Consider the following 24,958-nt stretch of genomic DNA (forward strand, 5'->3'; position numbering starts at 1 on the left):
GTAAAACAAATAGACTTCGGGCATAACCTAAGATTTCCTTATGAAGGAAATGACGCTGCGTCAGCTCGAGTACTTTGTGGCCGTCGCGGAGTCCCAGTCGATCACTCAGGCGGCCCTCAAATGCCATGTTTCGCAGGCGGGCATCAGCCTTGCGCTCAAGGAACTGGAGTCGGCTCTGGGAGCGCAGCTCATCATCAGGCGCAAGTCCAAGGGCGTGTACCTCACGCCCATCGGCAGTATGGCCGCGACCCGCGCCCGCGCACTCATCGGCGAGGCGCGGCATCTGATCGATGCCGTGGATGCCGGTGCTGAAGGCTACTCCGGCACCTTCACGGTGGGCTGCTTCAGCACGCTGTCGACGCTTGTGCTTCCAGAGGTGGCGGAGTTCTTTGCGAGCAGGCATCCGAACGTGACCCCGGACTTCGTGGAGGGCTCCGGACCCGAGATCCAGGAGAAGATGCTACGGGGCCAGATCGATGTCTGCTTCATCTACGAAGCCCAACGTCACCCGGAGGTTGAGGCGGTGATGCTGCGCAGGCGGGAATTCCTTGTGGCGCTCTCGCCCAACCATCCGCTGGCGAGCAGGGGCACCATCGATTTGCTGGATCTCGCGCCCTATCCGGCAGCCCTTCTGAACGTGGAGCCTGCCTCGTACCTGAATGAGGCCATGCTGCGACGCTTCGGAGTGGAACCCAACGTCGTGTACCGCAGCTCCAACGTGCACACGATCCGCGCCATTGTGGGCCGGAATCTGGCGTACTCCCTGCTGATGGAGCCCGTGGACGAGAGCAGCGAACACCTGCCGCTGACATATCTCCCGATTGCGCAGGAAACCGGGACCAATTCAGTGCTTGTCTCGTACCCGCAGGGGGTCAAACTGTCGGGCCTGGCGGGGGACCTGATCGAGCACTGTGCCGGGCACCTCGGCACCGCTGGTCCGGGCGCACCCGATACGGGCAGAGAGGCTTAGCCCCAGAGGGCCTTTCGCAGGAGGGTTCGCAGTGAGGTGAGCTCGTCTGGTGCGAGCGCTGAAAACTGCTCAGCTTCGCATTCCCGCATCGCGGCCTCAGCCGCGGCGTGGAGGCGCTCGCCCTCGCGGGTTGCGAGCACGATCTTCTGCCGCCTGTCGGTCCGTCCCTGCTCTCGGGACACGAGCCCGCGACCCTCGAGATCGTCCACGAGGGCCACGATCTGGCTCGGGTCCAATGCGAGGAAGTCCGCGAGCTCGCGCTGGGTCGGCTCGAGGCCGCTGCATGCGAGGCGTAGCACCGAATACGACCGCTCGCGCAGCCCGAACTCGGCCAGGGCCTTGTTGTTGAATTCCGACCCCGCCGCCCTCAGCTTCGCGAGCAGGAGTCCGATGTCGCTTGCCACGGTTCCCTCGGCGAGCCGCGGGATCTCCTTCTGGTCGTGATCGGTCACAGCACCACCTCCAACAGGTTCAAAAAATAACTCATTGACATTTTCAACGATCGGTCTTTTCATGGACTGTGACAAGAGTCTCACGTCCGGAACTCCGGGCGCCAACGGGACGAAGCAGCACGAGTGCGAGGGAGCACGGGATGAGCCTGGCAGGCAAGGTAGCGATCGTCACCGGAAGCGGGCAGGGCCTCGGCCTGGCCTACGCCCGGGAGCTCGCGCGGCAGGGCGCCGCCGTCGTCGTGAACGACGTCAACGAGGCGGCCGCGGCCGCCGCGGTCGCACAGATCGAGGCCGACGGCAGGAAGGCCACCGCCGTCGTCGTCCCGGTGGGGTCGACCGAGGCCGCGAAGGCGCTCGTCGACGGCGCCATCGCCGCGTTCGGCCGCCTCGACATCCTCGTCACGAACGCGGGGATCCTCCGCGACAGGAGCCTCCTGAAGATGACGGACGAGGACTTCGACCTCGTGATCAACGTCCACCTCCGCGGCACGTTCACGTGTGTCCGCGAGGCGTTCGGCTACTTCAAGGCCAACAACGTCCAGGGCCGGATCATCGCGATCGGCTCCCCGACGGGCCAGCGCGGCAACTTCGGCCAGACCAACTACGCCGCGGCGAAGGCCGGGATCGTGGGGATGGTCCGCACGTGGGCGTTGGAAATGAAGAAGGGTGGCGTGACCGTCAACGCCGTCATCCCCGTGGCCGCGACCGCGATGACCAAGACCATTCCGTATTTCCAGAAGGCCGTCGAGGCGGACGAGCGCGGCGAGGCCATGCCGGCGTTCTTCCGCCGCGACCTCGGCTTCGGCACGGCCAGCGACGTCGCCGGCCTCATCGCCTACCTCGCCTCCGACGACGCGGCCGGGGTCACGGGCCAGGCGATCGGCGCGGGCGGGGACCGCCTCCAGATCTGGACCCATCCCGAGCCGGCGACGACGGACTACCGCGAGGGCGGCTGGACCTACGAGGCGCTCCAGGAGCAGGGCGCCGAGATCATCGGCGGCCACCTGCAGGGCGTGGGCGAGGAGTTCCTGCCACTGCCGGAGGAACTCCAGCCGCAGGCTGAGAGCGCAGCGGGCGCCGGAGCGCGCTGATGCGGTACGAGCTCGGCATCGACGTCGACAAGCTCGACGCAATCGACCTGCACGTCCACCTCGAGGTGGACTCGTGCGGGCACGCGTCCCTCCCGGCCGCGCTGACCGAGGCGTCCGCGAAGTACTTCAAGGCCGAGGACCGCTCCCCGAGCCTCGACAAGATCGCGGAGACCTACCGCGAACTGAACATGGCCGCCGTCGTCTTCACCGTCGACGCGCGGACCCAGCTCAAGCACGAGCCCAACAGCATCGAGGAGCTCATCGAGGGTGCGGCCCGTCACAACGACGTCCTCATCCCGTTCGGTTCCGTGGACCCGCGCACGGGGGAGGAGGCGATCGCCCGCGCGAAGCACCAGGCGCTCGAGTTGGGCGCGCGCGGGTTCAAGTTCCACCCGTCCTTGCAGGGCTTCGACCCGTCCAGCGAGGAGTTCTACCCCCTCTGGGAGGCGCTGCAGGAGCTCGGGCTGCCGGCCATCTTCCACACGGGCCAGAACGGGATGGGCGCGGGCCTGCCCGGCGGGCACGGCATCAAGCTGCGGTATTCGAACCCGCTTCTGCTCGACGACGTCGCCGCCGACTTCCCGGGTCTGACCATCATCATGGCCCACCCTTCGGCGCCGTGGCAGGACGAGGCGAACTCGATCGCGACGCACAAGGCGAACGTGTTCATCGACCTCTCCGGCTGGTCGCCGAAGTACTTCCCGGAGTCGCTTGTGAAGGCCGCGAACTCGATCCTTCAGGACAAAGTCCTCTTCGGCACCGACTTCCCGCTCATCACCCCGCAGAAGTGGCTCGGCGCGTTCGCCGACCTCCCGCTCAAGGACGAGGTGCGCGCCAAGATCCTCAAAGGCAACGCGGTGCGCCTCCTCGGGCTGGGTGCCTGAGATGCGGACGACGACGGAGCTCGCCTTGAGCGAGGAAACTCGCCTCTACGACGTGGCCGACTGGTACGACGCCGAAGCCCTCCTCACGAACGATGAGCGTCGGGTACTCGGGCGCCTCCGCAAATTCCTCGACGAGAAGGCCAAGCCTCTGCTGGGGGAGTACTGGGAGCGCGGCGAGTTCCCCGAGCAACTGCGGCAGCCGCTCATCGACCTCGACCTCATGGAGCCGGAAGAGCTCACGTGGGACGGGGGAGCGGCTCGCGGGATCTATCAGGGCTTCCGAATCTTCGAACTCGCGCGCACCGACGCTTCGCTCGCGACGTTCTACACGGCGCAGGCCGGCCTGTTCCGCACGGCGATCCGCGTCGGCGCCTCGCCTGAGCAGCAGCGCGAGTGGATGCCGCGCGTCGTCGATTTTTCGCTCACGGGCGTGTTCAGCCTGACGGAGCCCGAGCACGGTTCCGACATCGCTGGCGGGCTCGCGACGACCGCGCGGCGCGAGCCGGCACATGCCGGCGAGTGGGTCATCGACGGCGCGAAGCGCTGGATCGGTGGCGCCGCGACGGCGGACGTCCTCGCGGTCTTTGCGCGCGACGTCGCGGACGGCCAGGTCAAGGCGTTCCTCGTCCCGCGCGAGGCGCCCGGCGTCACGGTGTCGACAATCCACCGCAAGACGGCCCTGCGCATGATGCAGAACGCGCACATCACGCTCAGCGGCGTGCGCGTCACCGAGGCGGATCGGCTCCACAACGTCAACTCGTTCAAGGACGTCGCCGCGATGCTGCGGGCCATGCGCTCCGATGTCGCGTGGATCGCGACCGGCATTCAGGCCGGTGCGTTCGAGGCCGCCCTCAAGTACGTGCGCGAGCGCGAGCAGTTCGGCCGGAAGCTCGGCTCGTTTCAGCTCGTCCAGGAGAAGCTCGCGCGCATGCTCGGGAATGTCACGGCGAGCCTCTCGCTCGTCGTCCGGCTCACCGAGCAGCAGGAGCGCGGTCTCTACCGCGACCAGGATTCGGCCCTCGCAAAGATGCAGACAAGTCTCGCGATGCGGGAGACCGTAGCCCTCGCCCGAGAGGTCGTGGGCGGGAACGGCATCACGCTCGACACCGACGTGGCCCGCTTCCACGCAGACGCCGAGGCCGTCTACTCCTACGAGGGCACCCACGAGATCAACGCCCTCATCGTCGGCCGCGCGCTCGCGGGCGCCAGCGCATTCACTCACTGATCAACCCACCGGTTCTTAACCCACCCACCCCCTAGGAGACCCTCATGACCGCCCCTCGACTCGTCGTCGACTTCGACAAGCTCCTCACGATGTCCGGCGCCGATCTCGGCGCGACCGACTGGCTCGAGATCACCCAGGACCGCGTCAACCTCTTCGCCGACGCGACCGACGACCACCAGTGGATCCATGTCGACCCCGAGCGCGCCAAGGACGGCCCGTTCGGCGCCCCGATCGCGCACGGCTTCCTCACGCTTTCGCTGCTCATCCCGTTCTGGGGCGAGCTGTTCGACGTCGAAGGCGTCACCACGAAGGTCAACTACGGCCTGGACCGCGTCCGCTTCACCTCGCCGGTGAACGTCGGCTCGAAGGTTCGCATGGTCGGCCAGATCGCCGAGGCGACCGAGGTCAAGGGCGGCGCGCAGATCAAGGTCAACGCGACCATCGAGATCGAGGGCCAGGAGCGCCCCGCCGTCGTCGCCGAGTTCCTCGCGCGGTTCTACAAGTAATCGCTTCTCACCCACCCCTCCCTAGTCCGCCCACCCACCCGAACCCACCCCGCCCACCCCAAGGAACCACCATGTCTGGAACCACCCAGCTCACGCACATGAGCCAGACCGCGCAGCGCAAAGAGGCGCGCACGGTCATCCTGTCCAGCTACCTGGGCAGCACCATCGAGTTCTACGACTTCCTCCTCTACGCGACCGCCGCGGCCGTGGCGTTCCCGACCGTCTTCTTCGCCGGCGCCGACCCGTGGGCCGGAGCCGTCGAGGCCTACGCGACCTTTGCCGCGGGTTATCTGGCCCGCCCGCTCGGCGGTGTGATCTTCGGCCACTTCGGCGACCGGATCGGACGCAAGGGCATGCTCATCGTCTCGATGACGGTCATGGGCCTCGCCTCCGCCGCGATCGGCCTCGTCCCGGGCGCGAACGTGATCGGCTCGTGGGGTGCCGTCATCCTCGTGCTGCTTCGCGTCCTGCAGGGCATCGCCGTCGGGGGCGAATGGGGCGGCGCAGCGCTCATGGCCCTCGAGCACTCGGACCCGAAGCGGCGCGGCTTCGCGGCGTCGTTCGTCAATGCGGGCGCCCCCACGGGAGCCTTCCTCGGAACGGTCATGATGGGCCTCGTCTCGGCGCTGCCCCGCGCGGACTTCCTCGCGTGGGGCTGGCGCGTCCCGTTCCTGCTCTCGCTCGCGCTGCTCGTCGTCGGGCTTTTCGTCCGACTCCGCGTCTCGGAGAGCCCGATCTTCGCGGCCGCCATCGCTGCCGAGGTGAAGGAAGCGCAGAACACGGCGGTGAAGCGGAAGGTGCCGCTCTTCGAGGTGCTCCGCCGGCCCAAGGCCCTCGTGTTCGTCATGCTCGCGGGTGCCGCCGGCTTCGGCCTTCAGGTCTCCCTGTCCACGTTCGCGGTGACCTACGCCGTCTCGAAGGGAGCCCCGCAGCAGGGCGTGCTGTACGCGTTCGCCGGCGCTTCAGTCCTCTCGATCGGCATCGTGCTCCTCGGCGGTCGGATCTCGGACCGCTTCGGGCGCAGGCCGGTCATGATCGCTGGCCTGGTCCTGTTCGTCGCGTACCTCTTCCCGATGTTTGCGCTCCTTGGCTCGGGCAACGCGTGGCTCGTGTTCCTCGCGTTCACGCTCGCTCTCATGTTCCACTCGACCCTCTACGGCCCGTTTGCGGCGTTCGTGTCCGAGCAGTTCGGCACCACGTCCAGGTACACGGGCGCTGCGCTCGGCTACCAGCTCGCGACGCTCATCGGCGGAGGCTTCACGCCCGGCATCGTCGGTTCGCTCTACAAGGAATCGGGCCTCAGCGTCGGCGCCGTCGTCGGCTTCCTCGCTGCCCTGTCCCTCGTCTCCGCGGTCTTCATCCTCGTGACCCGCGAATCGAAGGACAATGACCTCACGACCGTCCGGTAGGAGGGACGCCATGTTCAACAACGGAGTTGGCTCCTGGCCCGAGCGCCGCCGCCCGAAGTCGGGGGCGAAGACCGCCCTCATCGCTGGGGAGCGCACCGTGAGCTATGCGGAGCTTGCCGAGCGCACGGACCGGCTCGCCAATGCGCTGCGCCGCCGCGGCGTGGCCCGCGGTGACCGGGTCGCGTACCTCGGCGAGAACGATCCGGCGTTCGTCGAGACGTTCTTCGCGTGCGGCCTGCTCGGCGCGGTGTTCGTTCCGCTCAACACGCGGCTCGCCGCACCCGAGCTGCAGTTCCAGCTCGACGACGCCGGCGTGCGCCTCCTCGTCGCGTCCGAGCGGCTCGGCTCGCTCGCCGCGGCCGCCGTCGAGGGGACGGGCGTGCAGCGTCGCCTCGTCGTCGCTGACTCGGGCGACGACGAAGGTGCCGCCTCCGGGTTGGCGAGTGCCGCCGTCGTAGGCGGGATTGCTGCCGACGGCGGCGCTGCCGCGACTGAGGTGGGGCCCGCCGTCGAACGCTATGAGGGCGCGCTGCTCTCGGCGCCCGCGGAGCCCGTCGATGAGGCGGTGACGCTCGACGATGGCGCCATGATCCTCTACACGTCGGGTACCACGGGGCGGCCGAAGGGCGCGCTGCTCACCCACGGAAACCTCACGTGGAACTGCTACAACGTGCTCGTCGACATGGACCTCGCGTCCTCGGACATCGCGCTCATGATCTCGCCGCTGTTCCACGTCGCGTCACTCGACATGGGCCTCCTGCCCATGCTCCTCAAGGGCGCGACGGTCGTCCTTGAGCAGAAGTTCGACCCAGGGCGGGCGCTTGAGCTCATCGAACGGCATCGTGTCACTACGCTGAGCGGCGTTCCCACGACCTTCCAGATGCTCGCCGAGCACCCGGCCTGGGACGCGACCGATCTTGGCTCGCTCGACAAGCTCACGTGCGGCGGCTCGGCGATCCCCTCCCGTGTGCTTGACGCGTACGAGGAGCGGGGGATCGGCTTCACGGCGTGCTACGGCATGACCGAGACCGCCCCGGGGGTGACGATGCTCCCCCGCGAGCGCTCGCGGGAGAAGGCCGGCTCGTCGGGGCTCCCGCACTTCTTCACATCGTTTCGGATCGCCGATCCCCTCGGCGAGGAGGTCCAGGTGGGGGAGGTCGGGGAGATCCAGATCATGGGCCCCAACGTGATCCGCGAGTACTGGAACCGCTCCGAGGCCACGCGTTCTGCGTTCGCCGACGGGTGGTTCCGGTCCGGGGACATGGGCTACCGAGACGACGAGGGTTTCCTCTTCGTCTCGGACCGGCTCAAGGACATGATCATCTCGGGCGGCGAGAACATCTATCCGGCCGAGGTTGAGGCGCTCATCGTCGAGCTGGCGGCGGTCGCGTCCGTGGCCGTGATCGGCGTCCCGGACGAGACGTGGGGCGAGGTGCCCAAGGCCATCGTGACCCTGCGCGAGGGCGCCGAGCTTTCCGAGCAGGACGTGCGGGCGCACCTCGACGGACGGCTCGCACGGTACAAGATCCCGAAGTCGGTCGTGTTCGTCGAGGAGATGCCCCGGACGGCGAGCGGCAAGATCCGCAAGGCCGAATTACGCAAGCAGTACGCCTCTTAGGCAGGGGGTTCCGGCAACTGCCCATCGCCGTCGGACGGGCCGCCGGCGGCGGCCTCGGACGGCCCTGGAGTCGTCTGGCCGATGGTCACCTCGCGTTGGTGCATCGCGCCGGTCAAGCGCAGGACGATGCTGCGGGTGGTTCCCTGAGTCGGGGCGGGAGCGGTCGTGGCGGCCCAGGCTTCACGGTCCTTACTGGGCATCGTCGACCCCCTGGGCGATGTTGACGGCGACTTCGGGGCTGGGCTCGAAACCGAGCCGGAAGGCGCGGAACCACGCGGCGCTGGCATCGGCTCTTACGGGACCCGTGTAGAGGTGCCAGCGACGCCCGTCCGCAACGGGGATCCCGGCGGTGCGCTCGAGCGGGCTCGGCTCGCGCTGTTCTTCCGCGGGCGGGTCGGTGGTCCACGCGATCGAGGAGCCGAGCGTGGGGCAGTCCGCGGCGAGGCCCTCCGGGCTGCGGACGACGGCGGGTGGTGCGGTCGTGTGCGCGCGCCCACCGGGGCGCCAGCCCTCGAGGATTTCGGCTTCGGGGCGCAGGCCGAGGTCGCCGTAGCGGCCCTGCCAGGTCTGGAGGGTCTGGCGGAGGCGGGCGAGGTCCGCGGCGTGCCCGGGGTCCCCGGCGAGGTTGCGGGTCTCGTGCGGGTCCGCGGCGAGGTCGTAGAGCTCCTCCGCCGGCCGGCTCGCTGCGACGAGGCTGCGCTGCAGCGGGGTCAGGAGATCGGGCCGGAGGCCTTGGGCGAGTTCCTTCGCCTCCTCGGAATGCAGGCGCCGCAGCTCCGACCACGTTGCGAGGTGGTCGGGGTACTGCGTGTGCTGCATAGCCGAACGGTCGGGATGGTAGTTCCGGATGTAGCGGAACCGCGGGTCGCGGACGGTGCGCGAGGTGTCCTCGGCCTCGTCCATGCGGTCGCGGCCCGCGTACGTGTACTGGTTCGGGGCCTGCGCGAGGGTGCCCTCGGCGTCGAACAGCGGCACGCCGTGCATGTGCGAGGGCATTGGCAGCCCGGCGGCGGCGAGCATGGTCGGGGCCAGGTCCATCGTGTGCACGAGGTCGGTGACCACGGTGCCCGGGGCGATCCTGCCGGGCCAGCGGACGATGAGCGGCTCCCGCAGGCCCGCCTCGCACGCCCACCGCTTGGCCCGCGGCATCCCCCGCCCGTGGTCGGACCAGAACACCACGATGGTGTCCTCGGCGAGTCCGTCCTCCTCCAGCTCGGCCAGGATCCCGCCCACCCAGTGGTCCATCTCCGCGATGAGGTCCGCGTACCGGGCGATCGCGTCTCGGAAGACCGCAGTGTCGGGGTAGTACGGCGGCACCGGGGCCGCGGCCGGGTCGTGCCGGGCACCTGCGGGCACGTGCGCGGTCGCGGCCGCGAACGCCTCCTCGCCGAGGTAGAGCTGCGACTCGTGGGTGGCCATCCCGTGGAACGCGGCGAAGAACGGCTGGTCGGCGTCGGGGCGGTTGCGCCAGTGCGCGTCGGGGGAGCAGTCGTCGAACACCGTCGGTGGGATCTCGACCTGGAAGTCGGTGAAGACGTTGTTCGTCGTGTAGTACCCCGCGGCCCGGAAGTACTCCGGCAGCAGCCGCACCTCCGGCGGCGGGACCGCCTTCGTGCGCATGTGCATCGTCCCGATCGCCGTCGGGAAGCACCCCGTCATGATCGCCGACCGCGCCGGTGCGCACACCGGGGCGGAGGCGAACGCGGCGTCGAACCGCGCGCCGTCGTCCGCCAGCCGATCAAGGTGAGGCGTCACCGCATACTCCGCCCCCGGCCACACCCCCGAATAGCACCCGAGGTCCGGATTGATGTCATGCGTGGAAATCCACACGATATTCGGCCGCTTCAAGCGGGCGTTCCCTTTCACAGGGCTAGGCCTTGGCCGAGAACGCGCTCAGGAGGGGATCGACCGTCTCGGCCATCCACTGGGCGAGCGTGGATCGCTTGTCCGCGAGGATGCCCGAGAACTCCGGGCTTTCGGCCAGGTTGTGCAGGCAGTCGGCGTCGACCGTGAGGTCGTAGAGCTCCTCGGGCGAGCGCGTGAGGTAGAAGTCCGACCGCGCCTTGACGGCGGCGTCGTTCGCCGAGGCACCGAGCATCGCGTTCCACGTCAGGCCGTGCATGTTCTCGGCCTTGTACTTCGTCTCGCCGTCGGCCCACGCGTTCCAGATGTAGCCGTAGCGGGCATCCTGGACGCAGCGCATCTCGTAGCGGTTCTTGGCCGAGGTCTCGTGGAAGACCGTGAAGACCCTGTCGCGGCCCTCCTCGTGCTGGCGGCGGAGCAGAGGAGCGAGGGATGACCCGTCGAGGCCTTCCGGCACTTTGGCGCCGGCCGCTTCGCAGAACGTCGGGAACAAGTCGAGCATGTTCACGAACGATTCCGTGTCCTCCGAGCCGGCCGTGGTGACGCCGGGCCAGCGCACGATGAGCGGCGTGAGTGTGCTGCGCAGGTAGCAGTTGGCCTTCGCGAACGGGAAGGCCATGCCGTTGTCCGAGAGGAAGATGACCAGCGTGTCCTCCGCCGTCGCCGAGCGCTCGAGCACGCCCAGGACGGCGCCGACGACGTCGTCGCACCTGCGTGCCGAGCTGAGGTATTCGGCGTACTCGGTGCGCGCGTCGGGCAGGTCCGGGAGGAACCCCGGCACCTTGACCTCGTCCGCCGTGAAGACTTTCGACGGCGCCGGGTATTGCGCGCGCTGTTCCTCGGTCCAGCGCTCCCGCTCGACCTCGCTCCCGTGGAAAGGCCGGTGCGGATCGTGGGCGTTGGCCATGAGGAACCATGGCCGGCCCTCCGCGGCCGCCCGCTCGAGGAACTGGGCGGTTCCGCGCTCGTAGGCTTCCGGGTTCCGGCCCATGCCGAGCTCCGCCATGTCGACTGCGGTGTCCCAGCCGAAGCGCTCCACGGGCTGGAGGTGCTTGACCTTGCCCAGAATGCCGGTGAGGTATCCCTCGGCCTTGAGCAGATCGTTGATGACCCCAATCCCCTCGTTGATCGGCTCGAATCCCTCCGCCCCGTTGCGGTGCGGCCAGAGCCCGGTCATGAGGGCCGAGCGGCTCGGCTGGCAGACCGCGGCCGGCACATGGCCGCGCCGGAAGATCATGCCCTCCGCGGCCAGCCGGTCGAGGTTCGGAGTCGCGTCGTGCGGGCCGCCGAAGGAGCCGGGGGTGTTCCCGTCCATGTCATCGGCCGTGATGAGCAGAATGTTCGTCAAGGGTTCTCCTATTGCGGATCCGTTGCTCCGTAACTGTCGTTTTGAGCGTTCAGAACGACAGTTACGGAGCAGTCGATCGAGGTGGCTCAGGCGAGGGACGAGCCTGGGGAGCCGGTGGGGACAGTCGATCGAGGTTGCTCAGGCGCCCTGCTCTGCGAGCAGGCGGTGCCGTTCTTCGCGGCGCTGGGCCTGGGCGTCGGGGTCGGCGATGGGCGCGGCGAAGAACAGCCTTTGGGTGTAGGGATGTTGGGGGCGTGCCGTGACCTGATCGCCGTCGCCGAATTCGACGATCTCCCCGTGGTACATGACGGCGACACGATGGCTGATGTGCCTGACCACCTCGAGGTCATGGGAGACGAAGAGGTAGGCGACGTGGGTCTGCTCCTGGATGTCCTTGAAGAGATCGAGGACGCGGGCCTGGGTGGAGAGGTCCAGGGCGGAGACCGGTTCGTCGCACACGATGAGGGCCGGCTTGAGCGCCAGCGCCCGGGCGATCGCGATGCGCTGGCGTTGGCCGCCGGAGAACTCGCGTGGGAGCCGGGATCCGGCGTCCGCGGGCAGCCGGACCATCTCGAACAGGTCGCGGATCCGCTTCTGCGCCTCGGCGCGCGGGGTCTTCCGCACGGTGAGCGGCTCGGAGAGGATCTGCTCGACCGTCAGGGACGGGTTCAGCGATGTGTAGGGATCCTGGAAGACGACCTGGATATCCGCGGCGAGCTCGCGCCGTCGCGCGCGGTGGGCATGGGCGATGTCCTGCCCGCGGAAGAGGATCTTGCCCGCCGTGACCGGGGCGAGGCCGAGCACGGCCCGGCCGAGCGTCGTCTTGCCCGAGCCCGACTCGCCGACGAGGCCTACGCACTCCCCGCGGTTTACGTCGAGCGAGACTTCGTGCAGGGCCCGGAACGGCTTGGCGCGGAACCGGCGGGACGGGTACTCGACGGCGACGTTCTGGATGTCCAGCAGCGGCTCGTTCATCGGATCGCCTCCTTGTGGGACGGTGCGGCGGCGGAAGCCACCGTTTCGAGCGGGCCACGCGGGGCGGTCTCGGAGAGGATCGCGCCGAGGAGCTCGCGGGTGTAGGGGTGCTGGGGGTCCTTGAAGATGGCCCGGGTGGGCCCGGTCTCCACGATCCGCCCGAGCCGCATGACCGAGACCCGGTCGCACAGGTCAGCTACGACGCCGAAGTTGTGCGTGACGAGGATGAGGGCCATGTTGAACTCGGACTGCAGGTCGCGCAGCAGGTCGAGGACCTCGGCCTGGACGGTGACGTCCAGGGCCGTCGTGGGCTCGTCGGCGATGAGCAGGTCGGGTTCGCACGAGACGGCCCCGGCAATCAGGACGCGCTGGGCCATGCCGCCCGAGACCTGGTGCGGATAGGAGTCGAAGGTCCGCTGCGGGTTCGGGATGCCCACCTTTGCCAGCAGCTTGAGCGCCCGCTCGGTGGCCTCCTTCTTCGAGATGCCCAGGCAGATTGTCATGGGTTCCACTAGCTGGGACCCAATCGTGAACGAAGGGTCGAGGTTGGACATGGGCTCCTGCGGGATGTAGGCGATGCGGCGCCCGCGCAGGTTCTCCATCTCCCGCTCGCGCAGACCGGCCAGATCCTTGCCCTGGAAGATGATCGAGCCGCCCGCGATGTGCCCGCCCTCGGGCAGGAGGCGCAGCACGGACCACGCGGTCTGGGTCTTCCCGGACCCGGACTCGCCCACCAGGCCGTGAACCTCCCCCTTGGCGACCGTGAGGGAGACGCCCTGCACCACCGTCTTCGTCCCGCCGCCGGAAGACGGGTACGCGACCGAAAGGTTCTCGATAGTCAGCACCGCCTCGCCCGCGGCGCCGCCGGCGTGCCGGATGGTCTCCTCGCCCGCGGTGGACAGCGCCGTCGTGCCCTTGCCGGCTTTCGCCCGGCTGCGCTTCGCGGGCCCGCCCGCGCGCTCGAGCTCGTCGCGCAGGGCGTTGGCCAGCAGGGTCAGGGCGATCAGGGTCAGTCCGATCGCGGTCGCCGGCCAGACGATCAGTAGCGGGTTCGTGTACAGGTTCTGGAACCCGTCGGAGAGCATCTGTCCCCAGGTGGGGACATTGATGTCGCCAAGGCCCAGGAACTCCAAGCCGGACTGGATCGCCAGACCGACCCCGGCCACGATCGCCGACTGGATCACAATCGGCGCCCGCACCACGGTGAGGATGTGACGGGAGATGATCCTCGCGTCCGAGAGGCCCGAGACCCGGGCGGCGTCCACGTACAGCTCGTTGCGGACCGCGGTGACCGAGGCGTAGACGAGGCGGAAGAACGCGGGGGAGAGGATGATCCCGAAGATCACCATCGAGGCCCACAGCGAGGGGCCGACGACGGCGCGCGCGGCGAGGAGCACGATGATGGCCGGCAGTGCCATGAGCAGCGAGATCACCCAGGTCCACAGGGTGTCGATCCACTTGCCGAAGTAGCCGGCCAGCAGACCGCCCGTCACGCCGATCACCATCGCGGTCACGAGTGCCACGAGGGCCCCGGCGAGGCTGAACTGCGCGCCGTACAGCAGCCGCGAGAAGACATCCCGCCCCGCTCCGTCGGCGCCCAGGAGGTGGGACCCCCCGGGGGCGGCCAGCACATCTGAGATGACGGCGGTGGTCGGCTTGAACGGGGCGATGAGCGGCGCGAACACGGCGCCGAGGATGATCAGGGCGAGGAAGCCTAGGGAAGCGAGCGCGAGCGGGTTGCGCAGGACGCGCCGCGCCAGCGCCGCCTGGGCGCCCATCTCAGGGGCTGTGGGGACGGCGACTTCGGGGTCCGGTGCGTGGAGTTGTGCTGTCATGACAGGCGCACTTTCGGGTTGAGCCAGCCTTGGGCAAGGTCGACGAGGAGGTTGAAGACGATCACGATCACGCCGGTCGCGACGAGGAGGCCCATCACGAGCGGGATGTCGCCCTGGGTAGTGGCCTGCACGGCCACCTGCCCCAGACCCGGGATCGCGAAGACCTGCTCCACGATCACCGCCCCACCGAGCAGGCCCACGAAGTGCACACCTAGGACCGCAAGAGCCGGTCCGGCAGCGTTGCGCAGCACGTGCTTGAGCACCACCCGGGATGCCGGGATCCCCCGCGACCGCAGAGTGCGCACGTAGTCGTTGCGCAGCGCGTCGATGACGGAGCCGCGTACCTGCTGGGTCACGTTCGCGATCCCGCCCAGGGCCAGGGCCGCGACCGGCAAGGTCACGGTCTTTCCCCAGTCGATCGGCGAGTCCGTGAACGGCACGTAGCCGGTCGGGTCGAACCAGTGCAGCGTCAGGGCGAAGACGAGCACCAGGCCCACCGCGAACAGGAAGCCCGGGATCGCATGCCCCACGACCGCGAGGAACTGGGCAAGTCGGTCAATCCACCCGCGTTTGGTCGCCGCGAGCACGCCCAGCACGACCGAGACGACCGCGATCAGGACGATCGCTCCCGTCACCAATGACAGCGTCACGGCCAGGCGCGAGGTGATCGCATCGGCCACGGGCTGGCCGCTGAACCACGAGGACCCGAAGTCCCCGCCCAGGGCGCGGCGCACCCATGACCCGAATTGGACTACGAGGGGCTGGTCAAGGCCCAGCTCGTGGGCCTTGGCCGCGACAGTGGCCTGGTCCGCGCTTTCCCCCAGGATCTTCCGCGCGATGTCACCCCCACCCAGGTACAGGAGCGTGAAGCCCAGGGTCGCAATGGCCGCCAGCAGCACCACGCCGCTTGCCAGCCTTCGGACTATGAATCCAAGCATCTCTTTTCCTCGATCCGCCTCGGCCGCTCAGGCCTTCGGCTTGATGTCCCAGAGGTTGGGCCACGCGTTGCCCTGGTTCAGGTCGACGGCGGTCTTGCCGTCAGTGGCGAAGTAGTTCGTCTGCGAGTACCAGGGGTCGAACCAGGCCTGGTCCACGATGTACTTGTTCAGCTCCTTGACCGCCGCGGTCTTGTCCGCATCGCTGCCGGCGCGGATCTTGCCCAGGAGTGCAGTGACCGTCGGATCGGAGTACTTGAACGTGTTCCACGTCCCGTTCGGGGCGATCATGTTGCTGATCAGCATCCAGTCGTTCGCGTCGCGCTGGAGTGTGAAGTAGGAGAGGCCGTATTTCTGGCTCTGGAGGTCTGCGATGAGGTTCTGGCCCGTGTCGACGAACTTGGTCTTGATGCCGACGTCGCCGAGCTGCTGCTGCAGGAGCGGCCACAGCGACTTCGGCATGAGCGGCGAGGTGGGGATCGTCAGCTCGAGGCCTCCCGCGTAGCCCGCCTCGGCCAGCAGCTGCTTCGCCCTCGCCGGATCGAATTTGTAGGCCGAGTTGAGTGACTCGTCGTATCCGACGGACGACTCGGGGAAGACCTGCCTCGTCGCGACCCCGCGCCCCTGGGCGACCGCCTTGAGCATCGCGTCGGCGTCGATCGCGTAGTTGATGGCCTGGCGCACCTTGACGTTCCCGAGGGCGGGATTTGACTTCCCGGACCGGTCGAAGAGCAGCAGGCCGGCGAAGTTCAGGTTCTGGCCGTTCGCCTTGAAGCCAGCAGCCTCGACCTGGGACACGATCGACGGGTCGTTGATCGCGGCAGCGTTGAGCTGCTTGCCGCGAAGGGCGTTGAGCTCGGACGTGGAGTCCGTGTAGACGTTGATCGTCAGGGTGTCGTAGTGGACGTTCTTCGCGTCCCAGTACGTGGGGTTCTTGTCGAAGACGTACGACGTGCCCACCACGGTCTTGCTCGTGTTGAGCGTGTAGGGCCCGGAGCCGACTGGCTTTGTCTGAACATCGGACTTGCCGAATTGTGCAGGGCTCTCCATGAGGCCGGCCGCCTGGCCCAGGTAGATGAGGAAGGCAGGGTTGGCCTGCTTGAGCGTGATGACGAGCGTGGTCTTGTCCTGTGCCTTCGCGTCAACCATGTCGGCGACCTTCGGCTTCTGCGGCGAGGTCCCGTCCCGGAACCGCAGCAGGTTCTGCGCGGCGACATCGGCGGTGAAGTGAGTGCCGTCGGAGAACGTCACGTCGTCGCGGAGCTTCATGGTCAGCACGGTCTTGTCCGCGTTGTACTCCCACGAGGTGGCGAGTGACGGCTGGAGATCGTGACCGCTCGAGGAGATCTTCACGAGCGTGTCATAGACCGCCTGTGCGTAGACCGACTGGTTCCCCCAGTTGAAGTTCCGGGCCTCGAACGTGGCCGGCGCAAGAACGTTGCCGAGGGTGATGTTCTTCTGAGCCTGCGCAGAGCCGCTCGCCGCCCCACTCGAGCAGCCGGCGAGCGCGAGGCCCGCGGCGACAGTCGCACACAGGACCGTCTTCTTCCAACGCATCATTACGTCCTTTCAGCTGCGGCGGCTGCGGGCCTCTCCGGACCGCCTGCCGTCTGTTCCGCGATGAACAGCTGACACGAGGATGGCACGGGCGTGATGTCGAGCACAAGAGGTAGATATCAAACTTTGCACATAGGTTGCTTCGGCAACAGCTTGTAAATTGGCAATCGTAGTGTTCCACTATTGATACATCCTCCGAAACTGCATGAGATAGGAGACGGTCGATGAAGATCATCTACGTGGACGTGGACTCCCTTCGCCCAGACCACACTGGGCCCTACGGCTACGCGCGGAACATCACGCCGAATCTGGACGAGATGGCCCATTCGAGCGTCATGTTCGACCGCTACTACTGCTCCGATTCGCCGTGCCTGCCCTCGCGCACGGCGCTCACGAGCGGGCAGCACGGGATTTCCAACGGCGTGATCGGCCATTTCGGCGACGACGCGCGGTTCCGGCTCGACTCCGGCCACGCGCCCCACCCGACCCGCCCGCTTCTGGGCCAGGCGCTCAACGCCGCCGGGTACACGTGCGCCGCCGTCTCCTCGTTCGCAGAGCGGCACCGCGCCTACTACTTCATGGGCAACTTCCGCGAGAACGTCCAGGTGACCCCGGACATGGGCGATGAGCCGGCCAACATGATCACCGACGCGGCGCTCGAATGGATCGGGCGGCACCACGACACCGAGGACTGGTACCTGCACGTCACGTACTGGGACCCGCACACGGACTATCTCCAGGACGAGTCGTGGACCGCGAAGGCCGCTGCGGCCGGACCCGCGCCGGCGTGGCCGGACCAGGAGGCCATCGACGCCCACGCCGAGGTCTACGGTCCCCGCAGCGCGCTCGACCTCCACTTCTCCGGCGGGCCCCGGAAGTCCCGCGTGCCGCACAACATGCCGGACGAAATCCGCACCCGGGTAGATTTCGAGCACCTCATCAACGGCTACGACGGCGCGATCCACTACTGGGACCACGAGTTCGGCCGCCTGCGCCGTGAGATCGAGGCGATGGGGCTGGCCGACGAGGTCGCGATCGTGGTCTCCTCCGACCACGGCGAATCGTTCGGCGAGCTCGGGCTCTACGCAGAGCACGGCCTCGCGTCCGAGCCCGTCCACCGCCTGCCGATGATCGTGCACTGGCCCGGGGTCACCGACCAGCCCGGCGTCGCGGGAACCCGCAACGATGCTCTGCTCTACAACATCGACTACGCCCCCACGATCCTCGACCTCCTGGGCCTCGACCGGCCCGAGAAGTGGCAGGGCGCGTCCTACGCCGACGCCGTCCGCGGCGAGACGATCGAGTCGCGCCCCTACCTCGTGTGGGGCCACGGCGCCCACACGTACCAGCGCGCCGTGCGCACCAGGGACCACCTCTACATCCGCACGTACCACCCCGGCTGCTTCCGCGCCGAGTGGGAGTCCCTCTTCAACGTCACCCAGGATCCGTTCCTGACGAAGAACCTCATCGACATCGAGCCCGACCTCGCCGCGCAGATGCGCTCGAACCTGCTCGAGTGGCTCGGCTTCTACGCGGGAACCCCCGGTGCGCTCCCGGACCCCATGCAGAACGCGCTCCAGGTCGGCCCGACGCTCTACAACCAGCCGGAGGTCTACGCCCAGCACCTCCGGGACACGGGCCGCGCGCACCTCGCGGACGACCTCATGGAACGCCTCAACCCGCGGAACGGCGCGACGCACGTCTCGTGGCACGCCCAGCTGCCCGTCTCGCCCGCCGACCGCGCCGCCATGCGCCGGCGCTTCGAGGCCCTCATGAGCGGCACGAAGTGACCGCGACAGCACGTATCCTCCTCAGTGACGCCTCGACCGGGCGTCTGAGGGAGGGAAAAGTGTCACTGGCCCGGCTCGACGTCATTCTCCTGGGACTGCTCTCCACGGGAGATCGCACCGGCTACGACGTGTGGAAATGGCTCGAGGCCCATGGGCCGTGGGTCGGATATTCCGCGCGGACGTCGCAGATCTACCGTCAGCTCGGGAAATTCGTCGAGTGGGAATGGGCCCAGCCGATCCTCGATCCACGCGACTCGGGTCCCGACGCGAAGCTCTATCGGATCACGGACGAGGGCCGGGCACGGCTCCGGGAATGGATCGACTCGCCGTACGAGCCCTCCCGCCGCCCGCTCGACCCGGACTTCCAGGTCAGGCTGCGGTTCGCGGGCAGTCAGAGCCCCGAAAAGGCGCTCGAGCTCGTCCGCATCGAGCTCGAGTACCGCAAGCGCGCCGAGGAGCTGTTCGACCGCACCTTCGATCTCGTGCTCGTCGCCGCGGGCGCCGCGCCCGCCGAGCTTGCGTGGCAGCGCGAGTGGTACCAGCTTCAGCAGGACCGCGGCCACTACATGGTGTCCAACCTCATCGCGTGGCTCGAGGCGACCGAGAGGCGCCTCGCGGCCCTGATCGCATCGAGCGAGCAGTGAAGGCCATCGTCGTCCTCTTCGACACACTCAACCGGGCCTATCTCCCGAATTACGGGTGTGATTGGACCCATCTTCCCAACTTCCAGCGCCTGGGGCGGAGGACGGCGACCTTCGATACCTGCTACGGCGGCAGCATGCCGTGCATGCCAGCGCGGCGTGAACTCCACACCGGTCGGTACAACTTCCTCCACCGGTCGTGGGGACCTCTCGAGCCGTTCGACGATTCGGCCCCGGAGCTGCTGAGCGAGCACGGCGTCTATACCCACTTGGTGACGGACCACCAGCACTATTGGGAGGACGGCGGCGCCACGTACCACTACCGCTTCAACTCCTTCGAGTTCTTCCGCGGGCAGGAGGGAGACCGCTGGAAGGGAGAGGTCGAGGACCCCGAGATCCCCGCATCCGTGAGCTGGCGGGCCAACGCAGCGTGGCGTCACGACTGGGTCAACCGCAAGTACATGGCCCGTGTGGAGGACCACCCGCAGACAAAAACGGTCGCCGCGGGGCTCGAGTTCATCCACACGAACCACGACTCCGACAACTGGATGCTCCAGATCGAGTGCTTCGACCCGCACGAGCCATTCCTCAGCTACGCGGAGCACAAGCAGCACTATGTCCACGATTACGCGGGCCATCATTTCGATTGGCCGGATTATCGCCGCGTGATCGAGGACGATGCCGCCGTCGACCACGCTCGCCGCGAGTATGGCGCTCTGCTGACGATGTGCGACGCCTCGCTCGGCCGCATCCTCGATGCCATGGACGAGCACGGGCTCTGGGACGACACGCTGCTCATCGTCATGACCGACCACGGGCTCCTGCTCGGCGAGCACGGCTGGTGGGGCAAGAACATTCAGCCGTGGTACGAGGAGAATATCCACACGCCGCTGTTCATCTGGGACCCCCGGAGCGGGATTCAGGACGAAAGGCGGTCCGCGCTCGTCCAGACGATCGACGTGGCTCCCACGCTCCTGAGCTACTTCGGTGTCCCGATCCCACCCGACGTCCAGGGCCACGACCTCGCGGCCACCGTCGCGACCGACCAGCGTATGCGCGAGGTAGCACTCTTCGGAAGCTTCGGTGGCCACGTCAACGTCACCGACGGCCGCTACGTCTACATGCGCACGTGCGATCGATCGGACAACAAGCCCCTTTTCGACTACACGCTCATGCCAACGCACATGAACAGCCGGTACGCCCCGCGGGAGCTCGTGGGCGCCAAGCTCGTCCCGCCGTTCGGCTTCACCAAGAACGTGCCGCTGCTCGAACTTGCCGGCCAGGGGATGGGAAACCCGCATTCGTTCGGCTGCCTCCTGTTCGACTTGGAGGGCGACCCCCGGCAGATCAATCCCCTCATCGACGACGAGCTCGAGCTGCGGATGATGGGCCTCCTCGTCGAGCAGATGCGCCTCAACGAGGCGCCTGCCTCACAGTTCGAGCGCCTCGGCCTTCCTGCCGAGGGGCCGGTGGGGCCGGAACACATGCAGGTCAGGAAACTCTGGACGAAGGTCGCGACGAGCCAGCAGCTCCCCCCGGCGGCGGAGAGCTTCGCCTCGCCCCATGCCGGAGTCCTCACCCCGATTCGGGAACTGCTCGCGGACGAGGCGAGCCGCGCCGTCGTGCTCAAGAGCCTCCCCTTCGTCGAGGCGCCCATGTTCCTCAAGCGGAACGGGGACCTCTCGCCGTGGCAGCTCGCCGTGATGATGCCGAGCATCAGCGCCAGCGACCTCAAAGGCCTGCACGAGGAACTGACCTCGGGAAAAGCGGCCTCATGAGGCTCAACGTCCTGTGGATCATGAGCGACGAGCTCCGCGCCGACGCGATCAGCGCGTACGGAAACAGCCACCCCGAGATCCAGACGCCCAACATCGACAGGCTCGCGCGAGCCGGGGTGCTTTTCGAGTCCAGCTACACGGCATCCCCGGTGTGCGTGCCGGCGAGGACGAGTCTCATCACGGGGCGGGCGCCGGACGAGACGGGCGTGTGGGGGAACGAGGCGTACGGAGACGGAGCGCACCCCATGGCGCCGGACCTCGTGACGTTCACGGAGGTTCTCGCGGCGGCTGGCTGGGCAACCCGGGACTTCGGGAAGGAGCACCTCCCGCCCGGCGTCCGCCCGTGGCAGTCCCAGGACCCTGCGGGGTCCAGCATGCGCGAACTCGTGCAGGGAGCACAGGAAGCCGGGGAGAAGATCGTTCGGACGCCGGGCCTGGGGTTCCCCGTCGCGGGAACGTGGCCGGCCGGCAAGGACTACCCGCCAGAGACGATCACGCAGCGGGCCATCGCGGCCATGGCCGAGAGCGAGGGGCCGTTCCTCGTGAGGGCGTCCTACCTGCAGCCGCACACGCCGGTCATCGTTCCCGAGCCTTGGGCCAGCCGTTACGCGCACGTCGACTTCGCGGATGCCCCGGTCTTCACCGAGGGCACGAGCAGATTCGAGTCACGGTTCGCGGAGGTCAACGCGGGGCATGCCATGGCCGCCGACGAGTTCCAGCGGGCGCAAGTCGCCTATCACGGCGCCGTCGCGTGGCTCGATGATCAGGTCGGCCACCTCCTCGACGCCCTCGAGCTGAACGGCATTGCGGACCGCACCGTCGTCGTCCTCACCTCGGACCACGGCGCCCACCTCGGCGAGGACGGCGCCTTCGGCAAGCACACGTTCGCGCCTCAGAGCCATCGGGTGCCGCTCATCGTCGTCGACCCTCGCCGCGCCCAGCCGGGAAGCCGCCGCGCGGACCTCGCCCACGGCACTGACCTCGCCCGGACCATCCTCGGCTCGTGCGGCGTCCCCGCGCCCCGACAGATCGGCGGCCGGGACCTCCTGGCCGATCCTGCGCCGGACCTGATTGTCAGCGCGATCGGCTACGGTGCGGCGGAGAGCCGCGCCTTCCCGAACCGCGGGATGGGAACAGGGCACGACGGCGGAGGGTGGCCTCAGCGGTTCTGCGTGCGGACCCGTCGCTATCGCCTCGACATGACGACCAGGGTCGATGGGCGGCGCGCCCGGCCAGATGAGAGCGATGTGTTCTTGGCCGACTCCTGCGTGGACCCTCTCGAGCGGAACAACTACGCCGACGATCCGCGCTACAGGACCATTCGCGAGCGGCTCGAGGCCGCCGTTCGGGAGCGCGCCGAGCGTGCCTTCCAGCCGGAGGACGACGCCGTGTATGGCGCCTTCACTCCTCCAGCTGCGGGCTAGATCCAGCAGACGCTGTCCCCAGGTCTGAGCGTCCCGGGTACTGGCTCCCGGCCGAGTTCCCCACCTTCTGCGCCGACCTCCCCTGGTTCTGAGGCAGACGACGGCGGGACATGCCGTTGTCGCCGGCGCACCCGCCGTGCTGGGAGCGTTGAAATTGGGGAACTTGGAACTGAAGTTGGGGAACTCGGCGGGAGCCGAAAGATTTCTGCACCCGAGACGGCTGGGTTCAGGCGTTCGTGCACGTCTGTTTCCCGCTGTGGGCGCTTCTACGCACCCCTTGGGTAGACTTGGGTGGCAAGAGCCCCGGCACTCTTGCCGCGCAGCCGTTCCGTGCACGGATTGAAACGGCGGCCGCGCGCCAGAGCCGGGGTTTTTCCACGTATGCGTTCGGCCAGCCGGGCCGGAGGCGGTATCCCTCGGGGAGGAATCCATGCCCGCAATCGTGATCGTCGGAGCCCAATGGGGCGATGAGGGCAAAGGCAAGGCCACCGATCTGCTCGGCGGCCGCGTGGACTACGTGGTCAAGCCCAACGGCGGGAACAACGCCGGGCACACCGTCGTGGTCGGCGGCCAGAAGTACGAGCTCAAGCTCCTTCCGGCCGGCATCCTGAGCCCCAACGCGATCCCGATCATCGGCAACGGCTGCGTGGTGAACCTCGAGGCTCTCTTCGAGGAGATCGACGGCCTCGAGGCGCGCGGCGGCGACGCGTCGCGCCTGCGGGTGTCGGCGAACGCGCACCTCGTGGCGCCCTTCCACCAGACACTCGACAAGGTGACCGAGCGCTTCCTCGGCAAGCGCGCCATCGGCACGACCGGCCGCGGCATTGGCCCCGCGTACATGGATAAGGTGGCGCGGCTCGGCATCCGCGTCCAGGACGTGTTCGACGAGTCGATCCTGCGGCAGAAGGTCGAGGGCTCGCTCCGCCAGAAGAACGAGCTCCTCGTCAAGGTCTACAACCGGCGCGCGGTGGGCGTCGACGAGACCGTGGATTACTTCCTGAGCTTCGCGGACCGGCTGCGGCCGCTCGTCGTCGACTCGACCTACGTGCTCAACCAGGCGCTCGACGACGGCAAGGTCGTGCTCATGGAGGGCGGCCAGGCGACGTTCCTCGACGTTGACCACGGCACGTACCCGTTCGTGACGTCGTCGAACCCGACGGCGGGCGGTTCGTCCGTAGGCTCCGGCATCGGCCCCACACGCATCTCCCGCGCGATCGGCATCATCAAGGCGTACACCACGCGCGTCGGCGCGGGCCCATTCCCCACCGAGCTGTTCGACGAGATGGGAACCTACCTCCAGAAGACGGGCGGCGAGTTCGGTGTGAACACGGGCCGCCCGCGCCGCTGCGGCTGGTATGACTCGGTGCTCGCCCGGCACGCCTCCCGCGTGAACGGCTTCACGGACTACTTCCTCACGAAGCTCGACGTCCTCACGGGCATCGAGCGCATCCCGGTGTGCGTGGCCTACGACGTCGACGGCGTGCGCCACGACGAGATGCCCATGACGCAGACCGAGTTCCACCACGCGAAGCCGCTCTTCGAGTACTTCGACGGCTGGACCGAGGACATCTCGGGCGCGAAGACGCTCGATGACCTCCCGGCCAACGCCCGCGACTACGTCCTGGCCCTCGAGAAGCTCTCCGGCACGCGGTTCTCGGCAATCGGCGTAGGCCCGGACCGCGACCAGACCATCGTGGTCCGCGACCTGATCGACTAGGCGGGCCGGCCCTCCGGGCGGGCTGATGAGGCCCGGGAAACGTGGAAAAAACAACTCCCCAAAAAAATCCGACTCGCGCGTAACCTTCCGGCCACTTCGCGCGATGACGTAGGTGGAAGCCGGGTTGGAATCTGTCCCCCATCATGTTCCAGCCCGGCTTCTACTATGTCTCAGATCCGGTGCACGCGTGGACCGCCGTACCTATACACTGGGACGGTTTGGGGATGACTCTACGGAGCGGGGAAAACGTGCCGGACGTGCTCACGGATCAAGACCTCGTGGTTGGCGTTCATCCCGAACCGGATCTCTTTGCGCGCGTCTACCGTGCGCTGGCCCCGGCGGTCATCGGGTATTTCGGGGCCCGGGGCGTCGACGATCCCGAGGCACTCATGCAGGATGTCTTCCTGAGCGTCCTCCCACGGATCGGGGAAATCACCGGCGGCGTTGCCGGACTGCGGACCTTCGTCTTCTCGGTCGCACACGCGCGCGCCGTCGACTATTACCGGCGCACGGAGCGCCGCCCGCTCAACGTCGACTACGACCCGCTCCTGGATTTCCGCGAGGTCCCTTCCGCGGAATCGGAGGCGTTGGCCCGCACGGGCCAGACCGACGCGCACTTGCTCATCGGCGCGCTCAAGTCCGAGCAGCGCGATGTGCTCATGCTCCGCATCGTCGGCGAGCTGAGCATCGACGATGTGGCGACGGTCCTCGGGAAAACCCCGGGCGCGGTCAAACAGCTTCAACGGCGGGGCCTGAAGGCTCTGCGAGAGATGGTTTCGGAAGGGGTGATGGCTGAGTGAGCAGCGAATCGAGGCGGGATCCGGTGGCGGACGTCCTCGCCGAGGCGGGTCTGGCGCACGACGCCGCGCTGGGCCACGCGCTCGAATCCCTCCGCGCGCTGAGCCCGGCTGAGGCTCCTGAGCCGACGGGTGCGCTTGCC

Annotated in this window: 20 protein-coding genes; 13 read left to right on the forward strand and 7 right to left on the reverse strand. The window is 68.0% G+C overall.

Annotated features, from left to right (window positions below; translation table 11 throughout):
- Positions 1-40 precede the first annotated feature (40 nt).
- Positions 41-970, forward strand: a complete 930-nt coding sequence (locus tag ACLN58_RS03090; protein ID WP_415853813.1) for a LysR family transcriptional regulator — start codon at positions 41-43, stop codon at positions 968-970.
- Here the strand turns inward: ACLN58_RS03090 and ACLN58_RS03095 are convergent.
- Entirely contained in the window at positions 967-1,422 is a 456-nt protein-coding gene (locus tag ACLN58_RS03095; RefSeq protein WP_415853814.1) for a MarR family winged helix-turn-helix transcriptional regulator, read from the reverse strand. The genes ACLN58_RS03090 and ACLN58_RS03095 overlap by 4 nt on opposite strands.
- A gap of 140 nt (positions 1,423-1,562) precedes the next feature.
- On the opposite strand from ACLN58_RS03095, the gene ACLN58_RS03100 reads away from it, so the two are divergent.
- From ACLN58_RS03100 to menE, 6 genes are all read left to right on the forward strand, one after another.
- Complete coding sequence (locus tag ACLN58_RS03100) at positions 1,563-2,513, forward strand: SDR family NAD(P)-dependent oxidoreductase (protein ID WP_415853815.1); 951 nt, start codon at positions 1,563-1,565, stop codon at positions 2,511-2,513.
- Complete coding sequence (locus ACLN58_RS03105) at positions 2,513-3,397, forward strand: amidohydrolase family protein (protein ID WP_415853816.1); 885 nt, start codon at positions 2,513-2,515, stop codon at positions 3,395-3,397. The genes ACLN58_RS03100 and ACLN58_RS03105 overlap by 1 nt, the downstream gene beginning before the upstream one ends.
- 1 nt (position 3,398) lies before the next feature.
- On the forward strand, positions 3,399-4,622 hold the full coding sequence (locus ACLN58_RS03110) for an acyl-CoA dehydrogenase family protein (RefSeq protein ID WP_415853817.1): 1,224 nt from the start codon (positions 3,399-3,401) through the stop codon (positions 4,620-4,622).
- Positions 4,623-4,666: 44 nt separating this feature from the next.
- On the forward strand, positions 4,667-5,128 hold the full coding sequence (locus tag ACLN58_RS03115; RefSeq protein WP_415853818.1) for a MaoC family dehydratase: 462 nt from the start codon (positions 4,667-4,669) through the stop codon (positions 5,126-5,128).
- 71 nt (positions 5,129-5,199) lie between these two features.
- Positions 5,200-6,537, forward strand: coding sequence for an MFS transporter (locus ACLN58_RS03120; protein WP_415853819.1), 1,338 nt, complete (start codon positions 5,200-5,202; stop codon positions 6,535-6,537).
- Positions 6,538-6,547: 10 nt separating this feature from the next.
- Positions 6,548-8,155 (forward strand): o-succinylbenzoate--CoA ligase, encoded by a 1,608-nt coding sequence (menE, locus tag ACLN58_RS03125; RefSeq protein ID WP_415853820.1) that lies wholly within the window; start codon positions 6,548-6,550, stop codon positions 8,153-8,155.
- A gap of 189 nt (positions 8,156-8,344) precedes the next feature.
- Here the strand turns inward: menE and ACLN58_RS03130 are convergent, their stop codons facing one another.
- From ACLN58_RS03130 to ACLN58_RS03155, 6 genes are all read right to left on the reverse strand, one after another.
- Positions 8,345-10,003 carry a sulfatase gene (locus ACLN58_RS03130; protein ID WP_415853821.1) on the reverse strand — a complete coding sequence of 553 codons (1,659 nt, stop codon included), beginning with the start codon at positions 10,001-10,003 and terminating at the stop codon, positions 8,345-8,347.
- Between the two features lie 22 nt (positions 10,004-10,025).
- Positions 10,026-11,366, reverse strand: a complete 1,341-nt coding sequence (locus tag ACLN58_RS03135) for a sulfatase (protein WP_415853822.1) — start codon at positions 11,364-11,366, stop codon at positions 10,026-10,028.
- A gap of 138 nt (positions 11,367-11,504) precedes the next feature.
- Positions 11,505-12,341, reverse strand: coding sequence for an ATP-binding cassette domain-containing protein (locus ACLN58_RS03140; RefSeq protein WP_415853823.1), 837 nt, complete (start codon positions 12,339-12,341; stop codon positions 11,505-11,507).
- On the reverse strand, positions 12,338-14,176 hold the full coding sequence (locus ACLN58_RS03145; RefSeq protein WP_415853824.1) for a dipeptide/oligopeptide/nickel ABC transporter permease/ATP-binding protein: 1,839 nt from the start codon (positions 14,174-14,176) through the stop codon (positions 12,338-12,340). The genes ACLN58_RS03140 and ACLN58_RS03145 overlap by 4 nt, the downstream gene beginning before the upstream one ends.
- Positions 14,173-15,114, reverse strand: coding sequence for an ABC transporter permease (locus ACLN58_RS03150; RefSeq protein ID WP_415853825.1), 942 nt, complete (start codon positions 15,112-15,114; stop codon positions 14,173-14,175). Before ACLN58_RS03150 ends, ACLN58_RS03145 begins: the two co-directional genes overlap by 4 nt.
- Positions 15,115-15,141: 27 nt before the next feature.
- Entirely contained in the window at positions 15,142-16,668 is a 1,527-nt protein-coding gene (locus ACLN58_RS03155) for an ABC transporter substrate-binding protein (RefSeq protein ID WP_415853826.1), read from the reverse strand.
- 224 nt (positions 16,669-16,892) lie between these two features.
- Here ACLN58_RS03155 and ACLN58_RS03160 point away from each other — a divergent pair, with 224 nt between their 5' ends.
- From ACLN58_RS03160 to ACLN58_RS03185, 6 genes are all read left to right on the forward strand, one after another.
- Positions 16,893-18,458, forward strand: a complete 1,566-nt coding sequence (locus tag ACLN58_RS03160; protein ID WP_415853827.1) for a sulfatase — start codon at positions 16,893-16,895, stop codon at positions 18,456-18,458.
- A 59-nt stretch (positions 18,459-18,517) separates the two neighbouring features.
- Positions 18,518-19,102, forward strand: a complete 585-nt coding sequence (locus ACLN58_RS03165; protein WP_415853828.1) for a PadR family transcriptional regulator — start codon at positions 18,518-18,520, stop codon at positions 19,100-19,102.
- On the forward strand, positions 19,099-20,877 hold the full coding sequence (locus tag ACLN58_RS03170) for a sulfatase (RefSeq protein WP_415853829.1): 1,779 nt from the start codon (positions 19,099-19,101) through the stop codon (positions 20,875-20,877). Before ACLN58_RS03165 ends, ACLN58_RS03170 begins: the two co-directional genes overlap by 4 nt.
- A complete protein-coding gene (locus ACLN58_RS03175; protein ID WP_415853830.1) occupies positions 20,874-22,301 on the forward strand; it encodes a sulfatase-like hydrolase/transferase in 1,428 nt (475 codons plus the stop codon). The genes ACLN58_RS03170 and ACLN58_RS03175 overlap by 4 nt, the downstream gene beginning before the upstream one ends.
- Positions 22,302-22,731: 430 nt before the next feature.
- Positions 22,732-24,018, forward strand: a complete 1,287-nt coding sequence (locus ACLN58_RS03180) for an adenylosuccinate synthase (RefSeq protein WP_415853831.1) — start codon at positions 22,732-22,734, stop codon at positions 24,016-24,018.
- Positions 24,019-24,242: 224 nt separating this feature from the next.
- Positions 24,243-24,818: an RNA polymerase sigma factor gene (locus ACLN58_RS03185; protein ID WP_415853832.1), complete on the forward strand. Its 576-nt coding sequence runs from the start codon at positions 24,243-24,245 to the stop codon at positions 24,816-24,818.
- Positions 24,819-24,958: the final 140 nt, after the last annotated feature.

The sequence above is a fragment of the Sinomonas sp. G460-2 genome (genome assembly GCF_047759905.1).
Taxonomy (GTDB): Bacteria; Actinomycetota; Actinomycetes; order Actinomycetales; family Micrococcaceae; genus Sinomonas.